The organism is Micromonospora sp. PTRAS2, from assembly GCF_054052245.1.
Map to the genome: position 1 here is coordinate 34,869 of NZ_JBSWBU010000010.1, position 12,737 is coordinate 47,605.

At 71.6% G+C, this 12,737-nt stretch carries 13 protein-coding genes; 10 read left to right on the forward strand and 3 right to left on the reverse strand.

Features of this window, described 5'->3' with window-relative positions; genetic code table 11:
* Nucleotides 1–20 precede the first annotated feature (20 nt).
* Nucleotides 21–314: a ferredoxin gene (locus tag ACVMYR_RS25600; RefSeq protein WP_043968816.1), complete on the reverse strand. Its 294-nt coding sequence runs from the start codon at nucleotides 312–314 to the stop codon at nucleotides 21–23.
* 177 nt (nucleotides 315–491) lie between these two features.
* Between ACVMYR_RS25600 and arc the strand changes: the two genes are divergently transcribed.
* From arc to ACVMYR_RS25640, 8 genes are all read left to right on the forward strand, one after another.
* Nucleotides 492–2,273, forward strand: a complete 1,782-nt coding sequence (arc, locus tag ACVMYR_RS25605; RefSeq protein WP_043968817.1) for a proteasome ATPase — start codon at nucleotides 492–494, stop codon at nucleotides 2,271–2,273.
* 175 nt (nucleotides 2,274–2,448) lie between these two features.
* Nucleotides 2,449–3,966, forward strand: coding sequence for a depupylase/deamidase Dop (dop, locus tag ACVMYR_RS25610; protein WP_077939988.1), 1,518 nt, complete (start codon nucleotides 2,449–2,451; stop codon nucleotides 3,964–3,966).
* Nucleotides 3,967–4,072: 106 nt separating this feature from the next.
* Nucleotides 4,073–4,288 carry a ubiquitin-like protein Pup gene (locus tag ACVMYR_RS25615; protein WP_036375672.1) on the forward strand — a complete coding sequence of 72 codons (216 nt, stop codon included), beginning with the start codon at nucleotides 4,073–4,075 and terminating at the stop codon, nucleotides 4,286–4,288.
* A 6-nt stretch (nucleotides 4,289–4,294) separates the two neighbouring features.
* Nucleotides 4,295–4,963, forward strand: coding sequence for an endonuclease VII domain-containing protein (locus ACVMYR_RS25620; RefSeq protein WP_077939989.1), 669 nt, complete (start codon nucleotides 4,295–4,297; stop codon nucleotides 4,961–4,963).
* Nucleotides 4,882–5,721, forward strand: a complete 840-nt coding sequence (gene prcB, locus ACVMYR_RS25625; protein ID WP_043968823.1) for a proteasome subunit beta — start codon at nucleotides 4,882–4,884, stop codon at nucleotides 5,719–5,721. Before ACVMYR_RS25620 ends, prcB begins: the two co-directional genes overlap by 82 nt.
* 62 nt (nucleotides 5,722–5,783) lie before the next feature.
* The gene (gene prcA, locus ACVMYR_RS25630; RefSeq protein ID WP_077939990.1) at nucleotides 5,784–6,596 is read left to right on the forward strand and encodes a proteasome subunit alpha; all 813 of its coding nucleotides are present in this window, start codon (nucleotides 5,784–5,786) and stop codon (nucleotides 6,594–6,596) included.
* A gap of 137 nt (nucleotides 6,597–6,733) precedes the next feature.
* Complete coding sequence (pafA, locus tag ACVMYR_RS25635) at nucleotides 6,734–8,092, forward strand: Pup--protein ligase (RefSeq protein WP_043968825.1); 1,359 nt, start codon at nucleotides 6,734–6,736, stop codon at nucleotides 8,090–8,092.
* 68 nt (nucleotides 8,093–8,160) lie between these two features.
* Nucleotides 8,161–8,349: a hypothetical protein gene (locus ACVMYR_RS25640; RefSeq protein ID WP_077939991.1), complete on the forward strand. Its 189-nt coding sequence runs from the start codon at nucleotides 8,161–8,163 to the stop codon at nucleotides 8,347–8,349.
* Between the two features lie 94 nt (nucleotides 8,350–8,443).
* Here ACVMYR_RS25640 and ACVMYR_RS25645 read toward each other — a convergent pair whose 3' ends face one another.
* Both ACVMYR_RS25645 and ACVMYR_RS25650 read right to left on the reverse strand, forming a co-directional pair.
* Nucleotides 8,444–9,529, reverse strand: coding sequence for a DUF3866 family protein (locus tag ACVMYR_RS25645; protein WP_457122969.1), 1,086 nt, complete (start codon nucleotides 9,527–9,529; stop codon nucleotides 8,444–8,446).
* Between the two features lie 45 nt (nucleotides 9,530–9,574).
* Nucleotides 9,575–10,552 carry a cation diffusion facilitator family transporter gene (locus ACVMYR_RS25650; RefSeq protein WP_043968829.1) on the reverse strand — a complete coding sequence of 326 codons (978 nt, stop codon included), beginning with the start codon at nucleotides 10,550–10,552 and terminating at the stop codon, nucleotides 9,575–9,577.
* Nucleotides 10,553–10,686: 134 nt separating this feature from the next.
* Here ACVMYR_RS25650 and ACVMYR_RS25655 point away from each other — a divergent pair, with 134 nt between their 5' ends.
* On the forward strand, nucleotides 10,687–11,685 hold the full coding sequence (locus ACVMYR_RS25655; protein ID WP_043968830.1) for a helix-turn-helix transcriptional regulator: 999 nt from the start codon (nucleotides 10,687–10,689) through the stop codon (nucleotides 11,683–11,685).
* On the forward strand, nucleotides 11,682–12,731 hold the full coding sequence (locus ACVMYR_RS25660) for a helix-turn-helix transcriptional regulator (RefSeq protein WP_077939993.1): 1,050 nt from the start codon (nucleotides 11,682–11,684) through the stop codon (nucleotides 12,729–12,731). Before ACVMYR_RS25655 ends, ACVMYR_RS25660 begins: the two co-directional genes overlap by 4 nt.
* Nucleotides 12,732–12,737 lie beyond the last annotated feature (6 nt).

The window sequence follows — 12,737 nt, forward strand, 5'->3', positions numbered from 1 at the left end:
GTCGTCCGCGGCGTCCGGGCTCAGTCGTCCTCGGCGTCCGGGCCGGCGACCTCGACGCCGTCGCCCCGCACCACGTGGATGCACTCGCCCGGGCACTCCTTCGCCGAGTCGATCACCTCAAGGCGCAGGTGCTCGGGCACCCCCACCCGGCTGCCCGGGGCGAGCTGCAACTCGCCGTCGGCACCCTTGACGTAGGCCAGCCCGTCGACGTCGAACTCGAAGACCTCCGGCGCGTACTGCACGCACAGGCCGTCGCCCGTGCACAGATCCTGGTCCACCCAGACCTGCAACTGGTCGGTCGCGACCTCGCTCACCGGCGTACCCCCATGTTCTCCCGTCCCACGACACGACGGTACCCGAACGCCCCGACCTGCCCCCGTGGCCACCCTTGGCGATCAAGGTTCAGTGACGAGGGCGTTGCGTGGGACCGAATCGGCCTCATAGCGGCTAGTGTTAGGGCAGAACGTTCAAGCCCCCCGGGGAGGTGGGACGTGGCACGCAGCGACGACGCGGACTCGCGCGCCGCACGGTGGGAGAAGGAGGCCCACGATCTCTCCACGCAGGTCGCGTTCCTTCAAGAGGAACTCGCTCTGGTGCGGCGCAAGTTGACCGAAAGCCCCCGACACGTCCGGCAGCTCGAAGAGCGGCTGGCGGCCACCCAGGCACAGTTGGCGCGGCTGACCGAGAACAACGAACGGCTCGTGAGCACTCTCAAGGAGGCCCGAGCGCAGATCGTGACGCTCAAGGAGGAGATCGACCGCCTCGCGCAACCGCCGAGTGGCTACGGTGTCTTCCTGGCAGCGCACGAGGACGGCACGGTGGACGTGTTCACCGGTGGGCGCAAGCTCCGGGTGGCCGTCTCACCCTCGCTGGACGTCGCGGAGCTGCGACGTGGCCAGGAGGTCCTGCTCAACGACGCGCTCAACATCGTCGACGCGTTCGGTTTCGAGCGGGTCGGCGAGGTGGTGATGCTCAAGGAGATCCTCGCGGGTCCCGAGGGCGCTCCGGGCGACCGGGCGCTGGTGGTCTCGCACTCCGACGAGGAGCGCATCGTGCACCTCGCCGAGACCCTGATCGGCTCGCCGATCCGGGCCGGCGACTCGCTCATGATCGAGCCCCGCTCGGCGTACGCGTACGAGCGGATCCCGAAGAGCGAGGTCGAGGAGCTGGTCCTGGAGGAGGTGCCCGACGTCGACTACACCGACATCGGTGGCCTCCAGTCGCAGATCGAGCAGATCCGCGACGCGGTGGAGCTGCCCTTCCTGCACGCGGACCTGTTCCGTGAGCACCAGCTCCGCCCGCCCAAGGGCATCCTGCTCTACGGCCCGCCCGGCTGCGGCAAGACGCTCATCGCCAAGGCGGTGGCGAACTCGCTGGCCAAGAAGATCGCCGAGCGGCTGGGCAAGGAGAGGCACACCAGCTTCTTCCTCAACATCAAGGGCCCCGAGCTGCTCAACAAGTACGTCGGCGAGACCGAGCGGCACATCCGGTTGATCTTCCAGCGCGCCCGGGAGAAGGCCGGCGAGGGCACGCCGGTGATCGTGTTCTTCGACGAGATGGACTCCATCTTCCGCACCCGCGGCTCCGGCGTCTCCTCCGACGTGGAGAACACGATCGTCCCCCAGCTGCTCAGCGAGATCGACGGCGTGGAGGGGCTGGAGAACGTCATCGTCATCGGCGCCTCCAACCGGGAGGACATGATCGACCCGGCTATCCTGCGCCCCGGCCGGCTCGACGTGAAGATTAAGATCGAGCGGCCGGACGCCGAGGCGGCCAAGGACATCTTCTCCAAGTACATCCTCTCCGGGCTGCCGCTGCACCCGGACGACCTGGCCGAACACGGAGGCGACGCCCAGGCCACCGTCGCCGCCATGATCGACGCGGTCGTGCTGCGGATGTACTCCGAAACCGAGGAGAACCGCTTCCTCGAGGTCACCTACGCCAACGGCGACAAGGAAGTCCTCTACTTCAAGGACTTCAACTCCGGCGCGATGATCCAGAACATCGTCGACCGGGGCAAGAAGATGGCGATCAAGGAATTCCTCACCTCCGGACGCAAGGGCCTGCGCCTGCAGCACCTCCTCGACGCCTGCGTCGACGAGTTCCGCGAGAACGAGGACCTCCCCAACACCACCAACCCCGACGACTGGGCCCGCATCTCCGGCAAGAAGGGCGAACGGATCGTCTACATCCGCACGCTCGTCTCCGGCGGCAAGGGCACCGAGGCCGGCCGGTCGATCGAGACCGCCAGCAACACCGGCCAATACCTGTAACCACCCCCGACGACACGACCGGGGCCCGCGACAGCGACGTCGCGGGCCCCGTCGCGTCCCCGCACCGGCACGACACCCGCCCCGACGTGGCCGCCCGCCGCGCCCCCGCACCGCGCGACGCGGACTACGCTCGACGTGACGGGGGACCGGGTCGGCGAGCGAAGCGGGTAGGTTGATGAGCGTAAGACGGATCATGGGCACCGAGGTCGAGTACGGCATCTCCGTGCCCGGCCAGGCGGGGGCCAACCCGATGGTCACCTCCTCCCAGGTGGTCAACGCCTACGGGGCACGCCCCGAACTCAACCGGGGCGGCCGGGCCCGCTGGGACTACGAAGAGGAGTCGCCGCTGCGCGACGCCCGCGGCTTCACCTACTCCGGCGCCGCGTACGACCCCGCCGAGGCCCTCGCCGACGAGGACCTCGGGCTGGCCAACGTCATACTCACCAACGGCGCCCGTCTCTACGTCGACCACGCCCACCCCGAATACTCCACCCCCGAGGTCACCAACCCCCTCGACGTGGTCCGGTGGGACAAGGCCGGCGAACGGGTGATGGCCGAGGCCGCCCGCCGGGCCGCCACCATCCCGGGCACCCAGCCCATCCACCTCTACAAGAACAACACCGACAACAAGGGCGCCAGCTACGGCGCCCACGAGAACTACCTGATGCGCCGGCAGACGCCGTTCGCCGACATCGTCGCCTACCTGACGCCGTTCTTCGTCACCCGGCAGATCGTCTGCGGCGCCGGCCGCGTCGGCATCGGCCAGGACGGCGGCGCCAGCGGCTTCCAGATCTCCCAGCGCGCCGACTTCTTCGAGGTCGAGGTCGGCCTGGAGACGACGCTCAAGCGGCCCATCATCAACACCCGCGACGAGCCGCACGCCGACGCCGACAAGTACCGCCGGCTGCACGTCATCATCGGCGACGCCAACCTGTCGGAGATCTCCACGTACCTCAAGGTCGGCACCACCGCCCTGATCCTCACCATGATCGAGCAGAAGGCCCTCGGGCCGGACCTGGGCATCGCCGACCCGGTGAGCGAGCTGCGCGCCGTCAGCCACGACCCGTCGCTGAAGCACCTGATGCGGCTGCGCGACGGGCGTCGGCTGACCGCCCTGGACGTGCAGTGGGCCTACTTCGAGCGGGTCAGCTCCTTCGTGGACGACCGGTACGGCACCGACGTCGACGAGCAGACCGCCGACGTGCTCGACCGCTGGGAGAGCGTGCTCGACCGGCTCGGCCGCGACGCGTTCGAGTGCGCCGACGAGCTGGACTGGGTGGCGAAGCTGCGGCTGCTGGAGGGCTACCGGGAGCGGGAGAAGCTCGGCTGGGGCTCGCACAAGCTCCAACTGGTCGACCTCCAGTACTCCGACGTGCGGCCGGAGAAGGGCCTCTACCACCGGCTCGTGCAGCGCGGGTCGATGAAGACGCTGCTGACCGACGAGCAGACCCGCACGGCGATGACCGAGCCGCCGGAGGACACCCGTGCCTACTTCCGGGGCCGCTGCCTGGCCCAGTACGCCTCCGAGGTGGTCGCCGCGAGCTGGGACTCGGTGATCTTCGACGTGGGCCGGGAGTCGCTGGTGCGGGTGCCGATGATGGAGCCGGAGCGGGGCACCCGCAAGCACGTCGGCGCCCTGTTCGACCGGTGCGTCAGCGCGAAGGACCTGCTGGAGACGCTGACCGGCGGCTGACCCTGCGTGGGCCCGAAAGCCCGCCCCGCGCCAAGCCGGCGCGCGGCGGGCTTTTCGTCGCCTCCGCGAGGTAAGTTCATCGGAGACGATCGTGGAGGAGGCAGCAATGGCCACTCGTGACAGCGGCGGGCAGTCGCAGTCGGGCAAGGCCCGGCAGGGCGAGGAGATCGAGGACGTCACCACCGAGGCGAACCCGGAGGTCGCCGAGCGGCACGCCGAGATCACCGAGGACGTCGACGACCTGCTCGACGAGATCGACTCCGTCCTGGAGGAGAACGCAGAAGAATTCGTGAGGGGATACGTCCAGAAAGGGGGTGAATGATACTATATGTCCGATTTGCCCAGCGCATCGGACAAGAGGTGTCCCCAGTGTGAGCGCCTGCTGCCCACGACCGAGTTCCACCGCAACCGGCGGCGCGCGGACGGGCTGGCTTTTTACTGCAAGAGCTGCGCGGCGGCCCGCTCGGAGGCGAGCCGCCGCAAGCGCGGGATCAGCGCGCCGAAGAGGGCTCCGGTTCCGGTCCCCGTCGGGCTGAAATGGTGTCCCGACTGCGGAGACATCAAGCCGCTTGAGGACTTTCCGCGCACCAGGAAGGCCGGCGGGCGGCACACGTACTGCAAACCGTGCCACAACGCCCGTGGCAGGGAAACGGTGCAGCGGCTCTACGGTGGCACCCGCGAATACCACCTCCGTCGCCGCTACGGGGTGGGGCAGAAGGAGTTCGACGAACTCCTCGCCGAGCAGGGCGGGGTCTGCGCGATCTGTGGTGGCGCGGACCCGCAACATCTGGACCACGATCATCGCACCGGCTGGGTGCGCGGGATACTCTGCTTCAACTGCAACGGCGGTCTTGGCCAGTTCCGTGACAGTCCTACGAGACTGGCCAGGGCGATCACGTACCTGAGAGGAACCACGTGGCAGCGGGCTTTGATCCATCCGGGCGTCTACCAGATGCGTTCACCAACGCGGGGACGTCGTCCTTCACGTCTTTCCTGAGCAGGGTGGCCCCCGAGATGCTGCCCGGCCGTCGGCCGTTGCCGCCCGGCATGGCCGCCGACCTGGCGCCGCACGCGACCACCATCGTGGCCATCTCGGCCGCCGGTGGCGTGGTGATGGCGGGCGACCGACGGGCCACCATGGGCAATCTGATCGCCCAGCGGGACATCGAGAAGGTGCACCCGGCCGACGCGTACTCGCTGGTCGGCATCGCGGGCACCGCGGGCATCGGCATCGAGCTGATGCGACTGTTCCAGGTGGAGCTGGAGCACTACGAGAAGATCGAGGGCGCGATGCTCTCGCTCGACGGCAAGGCCAACCGGCTGGCGTCGATGATCCGGGGCAACCTGGGCGCGGCCATGCAGGGCCTCGCGGTGATCCCGCTGTTCGCCGGGTTCGACCTGGCCGCCGCCGACCCGGCGCGGGCGGGGCGCATCTTCAGCTTCGACGTCACCGGTGGCCCCTACGAGGAGACCGGTTACGACGCGATCGGCTCCGGTTCGATCTTCGCGCGGTCGGCGTTGAAGAAGCGGTTCCGGGCGGGCCTGTCGGTCGATGACGCGGTGCGGCTCGCGGTGGAGGCGCTCTACGACGCGGCCGACGACGACACGGCCACCGGTGGCCCGGACCTCACCCGCCGGATCTACCCGGTGGTGATGACGGCGACGGCGGAGGGCACCCACCGGCTCACCGACGCCGAGACGGCCGCGATCGCCGAGGCCGTGGTGGCCGGCCGGATGGAGAACCCGGGCGGCTGAGCCCCGCCTCCGCCTTAGTCAGCAGTCGTCGTCAGCACAGCGCCCAAAGGAGAACCGCCGCCGTGGCCATGCAGTTCTACGCCTCGCCCGAGCAGATCATGCGCGACCGCTCCGAGCTGGCCCGCAAGGGCATCGCCCGGGGCCGCAGCGCGGTGGTCGTGAGCTACTCCGGCGGGGTGCTCTTCGTCGCGGAGAACCTCTCCAGCACCCTGCACAAGGTCAGTGAGATCTACGACCGGATCGGCTTCGCCGCCGTGGGCCGGTACAACGAGTTCGAGAATCTGCGTCGCGCCGGGGTCCGGATGGCCGACCTCAACGGCCTGAGCTACGACCGGCGGGACGTGACGGGTCTGGCGTTGGCCAACGCGTACGCGCAGACCCTCGGCGCCATCTTCACCGAGCAGTCGAAGCCGTTCGAGGTGGAGATCTGCGTGGCGGAGGTGGGGGCGACGCCGGAGGCCGACGCGCTCTACCGGTTGACGTACGACGGTTCGGTCAACGACGAGCCGGGCCGGATGGCGATGGGTGGGCAGGCCGAGGCGATCTCCGGTGTGCTCAAGTCGCAGCACCGGCCGGACATGTCGCTCGGTGAGGCGGTCCGGGTGGCCGTGGCGGCGTTGGGCAGCGTCGGCGGTGAGGGCGGGGCGGCGCGGACGATCGCGGCCCACCAGTTGGAGGTGGCGGTCCTGGACCGGCACCGCAAGGGCCGGACGTTCCGGCGGATCACCGGTGCGGCCCTGACCGCGCTGCTGGACGCCGAGGCGGAGGAGTCGAAGGAGCCGGCGACCGAGGAGCGTCCGGAGACCCCGGCGACGCCGACGCAGGAGGCGGGGAAGCCGACGACGTCGGCGGGTTCGGCGGACCTGGAGGGGTAGCGCGGGTCCGACACGCCCGGGGCGTGACCGTTCGGCAACAGTGATCACCTGGCCGGCCACCCAGATGGGTGGCCGGTCGCGTGTGTCCGGGTGGTCAGCCCTGCCCATTCGGGGCCGGAGAGGACTAATGTCAACTCATGGAGCGGCGAATCTTCGGCCTTGAGACCGAGTACGGCGTCACCTGTACCTACCGTGGGCAGCGGCGGCTGTCCCCCGACGAGGTCGCGCGGTACCTGTTCCGTCGGGTGGTGTCGTGGGGCCGGTCGAGCAACGTGTTCCTGCGCAACGGTGCCCGGCTCTATCTGGACGTGGGGTCCCACCCGGAGTACGCGACGCCCGAGTGTGACTCGGTGGTGGACCTGGTGGCCCACGACCGGGCGGGGGAGCGGATCCTGGAGGGGCTGCTCATCGACGCGGAGAAGCGGCTGCACGACGAGGGCATCGCGGGTGAGATCTACCTGTTCAAGAACAACACGGACTCGGCGGGGAACTCGTACGGCTGTCACGAGAACTACCTGGTCTCCCGGCACGGCGAGTTCGGCCGGCTGGCGGACGTGCTGATTCCGTTCCTGGTGACCCGGCAGTTGATCTGCGGGGCGGGCAAGGTGTTGCAGACGCCCCGGGGTGCGGTCTACTGCCTGTCGCAGCGGGCGGAGCACATCTGGGAGGGGGTGTCGTCGGCGACGACGCGGAGCCGGCCGATCATCAACACCCGCGACGAGCCGCACGCGGACGCGGAGCGGTACCGGCGGCTGCACGTCATCGTGGGTGACTCGAACATGAACGAGGTCACCACGCTGCTGAAGGTCGGTTCCGCGGACATCGTGCTGCGGATGATCGAGGCGGGGGTGGTGATGCGGGACCTGTCGCTGGAGAACCCGATCCGGGCGATCCGCGAGGTGTCGCATGACATCACGGGCCGGCGGAAGGTGCGGCTTGCCTCCGGCAAGGAGGTCAGCGCGCTGGAGATCCAGCAGGAATACCTGGCGAAGGCGACGGAGTTCGTGGAGCGCCGGGGCGGGGACCAGACGGCCAAGCGGGTGGTGGAGCTGTGGGGCCGGGTGCTGCGGGCGGTGGAGACCGGTGACCTGGAGCCGGTGTCGCGGGAGATCGACTGGGTGTCGAAGCTGCGGCTGATCGAGCGGTATCAGCGCAAGCACGACCTGCCGTTGTCGCATCCCCGGGTGGCGCAGATGGACCTGGCGTATCACGACCTGCGGCGTGGGCGGGGCCTGTACGGGCTGTTGGAGCGGCGCGGGGAGGTGGACCGGGTGGCGACGGATCCGGAGATCTTCGAGGCGAAGGAGACGCCGCCGCAGACGACGCGGGCGCGGCTGCGGGGGGAGTTCATCCGGCACGCGCAGGAGAAGCGGCGTGACTTCACGGTCGACTGGGTGCACCTGAAGCTCAACGACCAGGCGCAGCGCACCGTGCTGTGCAAGGACCCGTTCCGGGCGTACGACGAGCGGGTGGAGCGGTTGATCGCGAGCATGTGATCCGGTGGGCCCCCTCGTGCGGCGCTGGTCGTGGCGGGAGGGGGCCGTCCGGGTAGGCTGGCGCTGCCATGATGTCTGAACCTCCGGGGCGCGAGCGCGGCGCCGAGAAGTTGAATTGGATCGACCGCCGCCGGGAGAAGATCCGCGCGGAGGTGGAGCGGAACCGGCGCGGCGAGTACACGGTGCCGACGTGGGTGTTGGCCGCGGCGTTGGTGGTGATCGTCGGCGGCTGGCTGGCGTTGATCTTCCTGGCCTGAGGTCTCCCGCGCCGCCTGGCCACAGCCGCACAGAGCCAGGCCGTAGCCGCGCCCGGCCGCCGCGCTGCCCGGCCGTAGCCGGGACGACGGCGAATCAGCGGGCGAGGGCGGCGGCGCGCCGGCCGGCGGCTGCGGCGGCGAGGAAGTAGGCGTGGTCGGCGTCGAGGCCGCGGCCCATGGTGGACAGGGGCACGGGGCTGGCGCGCAGCGCGGCGTCGAGCCCGTCGGTGGGGACCCGGACGATGCGGTGCCGCCCGGCGAGGGGGGCGAGCGCGGCGTCGATGTCGTCGGCCAGGGCGGCGGGCAGGTCGTCGGGCACGACGAGGTCGGCGGGGGCGAGGGCGACGCGACCGTACGCGGTGAGGCTGTGGTGGGACACGCCACGGTGCCGGGGGCGGGGGTCGGCGTCGGAGATGCGCAGGGAGCCGACGGGTTTCCCGCCGAGGGCGGCGACGGCGTTGACGGCCTCGCCGACGGCCACGCCGGAGTAGCCCCAGCGGGTGCCGGTGCCGAGGTTGCCGGGACCCTGGGCGCAGATGACCACGTCGGCGGCGAGCACGTGCCGGGCGGCGAGCAGGCCGCTGTGTACGGTGGTGGCCTCCAGGTCGCCGCCGAACGCCTGCCCGACGCTGACGGTGCCGGCGAGCCGGCCGCGCAGCCCGTCGAGGGCGCGGGAGAACCAGGCGGGCAGCGCGCCGCCGTCGGTGAGCAGGTAGGCGACGCGGGCGTCGGGGGCGTCGGCGTGGATGCCGGCGAGGATGGCGGGCAGGGCGGAGTGCAGGTCGGCGGTGACGACGGGCAGGCCGGCGATGTCCTCGGCGGCGGCGAGCACCTCGCGGTGGGGGCTGGCCTCCTCGTCGACGCCGAGCAGGATGGGTTGCAGGGGCGTGTAGCGGGCCTTGACGAGGTGCCCGGCGTCGCGGGTGTCGCCGGCCTGCGGCGGGTCGGGCGGCAGCCGGTCGGGCAGGGCCACGACGAGCGCGTACCCGCCGGTGCCGAGGCCCATGAGCAGCGCCCCGGCGTTGAGGAGCACCCGGTCGCCGGGCGCGGGGCGGCCGACGAGGTGCGGGTAGGCCAGGGCCCGCATGGTGGTGCCGTCGGCGAGTGTGACGTCCAGTTCGATCGCGCCGGTCCACTCCCGCCGCAGCGCCGTCACGGTTCCCGCCCGCCATCGCACCATGCGGTGCACGCTAGCGGTTGCCGGGCGCGGGTTGCGGCGGCGGGGTCAGCGTGGCGGCTCGTCCTGGATGTGCCGGGTGCGCCGGTTGCGGGTCTCGGGGCGCGACGGGGTGGGGTCGAGGAAGACGTACCCGATCTCGGGGTAGCGGGCGGTGAGGCGGCGCTCGGCCTCGTCGGCGGCGGCCTCGATGTCGGCGCCGGTGGCGTCGTCGCGGAAGTCGACCTTGGCGGCGACCAGCATGTCCTCGGGGCCGAGCTGCATGGTGAGCAGCGTGTCGATGCGTTCGACGGCGGGCAGCCCGTCGAGTTCCGCCGCGATCTCGTGGCGCAGCCGCTCGGGCACGGAGCGTCCGACGAGCAGCGAGATGTTGGCCTTGGCGAGGGTGATCGCGACGACGAGCAGCAGCAGGCCGATGGCGATGGAGGCGAGGCCGTCGTAGAGTTCGTCGCCGGTGAGGTGGGACAGGCCGAGGCCGACGGCGGCGAGCAGCAGGCCGATCAGGGCGGCGCTGTCCTCCAGGAAGACGGCCTTGACGGTGGTGTCGGCGGTGAGCCGCAGGAAGCGCCGCGGCGTGGTGTTCCAGCGGCGTGACTCGGCGCGGATCTGCCGGGTCGCCCGGGCCAGGGAGACCGACTCGACGGCGAACGAGACGGCCAGCACGACGTACGCGACGAGGTAGTTGCCGCTGTGTTCGTGCACGAGGATGGTGGTGACGCCGTGGGTGATGGCGAAGCCGGCCCCGGCGACGAAGGTGAACAGCGCGGCGAGGAACGCCCAGACGTAGCTCTCCTTGCCGTACCCGAAGGGGTGGCGGACGTCGGCGGGCCGTGCGCCGCGGCGCAGCGCGAGGTAGAGCAGCGCCTCGGTGGTGGTGTCGGCGACGGAGTGCGCGGCCTCGGAGAGCATCGCCGCGGAGCCGGAGATCAGCCCGGCGACGAGCTTGGCCACGGCGATGGCGAGGTTGGCCGCGCCGGCCACGACGACGGTGCCCACGCTCTCGGTCTTGACGTCCGCTTCGGGCATGGGGCCACCCTATGGCCGCCCGGCGGGGCCCGCAGCGGTGCCGTTGCGGTCACCCAGGGTGAGTGTTGTGGCGTTGCCGCGACGCGCCCGGATTGGGTGCACGCCCGCGCGGCGCGGGCTGCTAGCGTGCACACGTGTCGCGGACCCGCACCGAACGCCTGGTCAACCTGGTGATCTGCCTGTTGTCGACGCGACGGTTCCTGACCGCCGCGCAGATCGCCGCGACCGTGCCCGGTTACGAGCACGATCCGGACGACGCGAAGGATCACGAAGCGTTCCAGCGCAAGTTCGAGCGGGACAAGGCCGAGCTGCGTGAGCTGGGGGTGCCGCTGGAGACGGGCACGGCGAGCGTCTTCGACTCGGAGCCGGGTTACCGCATCGCCCACCGGGAGTACGCGCTGCCGGACATCCCGCTGGAGCCGGACGAGGCCGCGGCGGTCGGCATCGCCGCCCGGTTGTGGCAGCACGCGGGGCTGGCGGCCGCCGCGTCGTCGGGGCTGGCGAAGCTGCGCGCCGCCGGGGTGGATGTGGACCCGCAGGCGACCCTGGGCCTGGAGCCGATGGTGACGGTCGATCCGGCGTTCGCGCCGTTGACGGCCGCCGCGCGGGACCGCCGCGAGGTGAGCTTCGACTACCGGGCGCCCGACCGTGACGACCCGACCCGCCGCCGTGTGCAGCCGTGGGGCGTGGTCTGCTGGCGGGGCCGGTGGTATGTGGTGGGGCACGACCTGGACCGGGCGGCGACCCGCTGTTTCCGGCTGTCGCGGGTGGTGGGCGCGGTCCGGGTGGCCGGCGCCCCGGGCGGCTTCGAGCCGCCGCCGGGGCTGGATCTGATCAGCCACGTGGCGCGCTGGTCGGGGCCGGTGGAGCGCACGGGCCGGGCGACGGTCCTGGTCCGTCCGGGCCGCGCGGCGGGGCTGCGTCGCTGGGCGGTCGACAGCGGTTCCGGGCCCGCGGGGGACCGGCTGGTCCTGCCGTACGCGGACGCGGAGTCCCTGGCCGCCAAGTTGGTGGGGTACGGCCCGGACGTGCGGGTGCTCGACCCGCCGGAGGTGCGCGAGGCGGTGATCCAGCGGCTCAAGGAGATCGCCGCCCGGCACGACGAGCTGACCGTGACCGGAGGTGCCCGATGACCCGCCCGGCGACCCGTCCGGCCGCCCGCCCGACCGGCCCGCGTGCCGGCGGCAACCGGGCGTCGGCCGACCGGCTGGCCCGGCTGCTCAACCTGGTGCCCTATCTGCTGGCCCGGCCGGGGATCGAGATCGCCGAGGCGGCTGGCGACCTGGGGGTGACCGAGCGGCAGCTGCGGGAGGACCTGGAGCTGCTGTGGGTGTGCGGGCTGCCCGGTTACGGCCCGGGTGACCTGATTGACATGGCGTTCGACGGCGACCGGGTGACCATCACCTACGACGCGGGGATCGACCGGCCGCTGCGGTTGACCCCCGACGAGGCGCTGGCGCTGGTGGTGGCGTTGCGGATGCTCGCCGAGACGCCGGGGGTGGCCAACCGGGAGGCGGTGGAGCGGGCCCTCGCGAAGATCGAGAACGCGGCGGGTGACCTGGTCGGCGCCCCGGTGGAGGTGCGCCTGCAGGCGGACAGCCGGCGGGTGGAGCAGCTGCGGGCCGCCGTGGGGCGGGCCCGGGCGCTGCGGATCACCTACTACACGCCGGCCCGGGACGAGACGACCGAGCGGGTCATCGACCCGCTGCGGATGCTGATGGTGGGCGGCCGGGCGTACGTGGAGGCGTGGTGTCGCCGCGCGGAGGAGGTCCGGCTGTTCCGGGCCGACCGGATCGACGCGGTCGTCGAGCTGGACGAGCCGGCGGTGGTGCCGCCGCAGGCCCGGCCGCACGACCTCACCGAGGGGGTGTTCCGCCCGTCGCCGGACCTGCCGTTGATCACGTTGCGGATCGGTCGGGGCGAGCGGTGGATCACCGAATATTATCCGTGCGAGCGGGTCGAGCGCGGCGACGGCGACCAGTGGCTGGTGTCGCTGCGGGTGACCGACCTGGGCTGGGCCCGCCGGTTCGTGCTGGGCCTGGGCCCCGGGGTCGCCGTGGTCGCCCCGGCGGAGCTGGCCGATCAGGTCCGGGCGCAGGCGGTCGCGGCGCTGGAGGCGTACGCCAGCCCGGACGGCGCGCCGTCGGGTGACCCGGCGGGGTCCGCGTCGCCCCGGTAGGCTGGC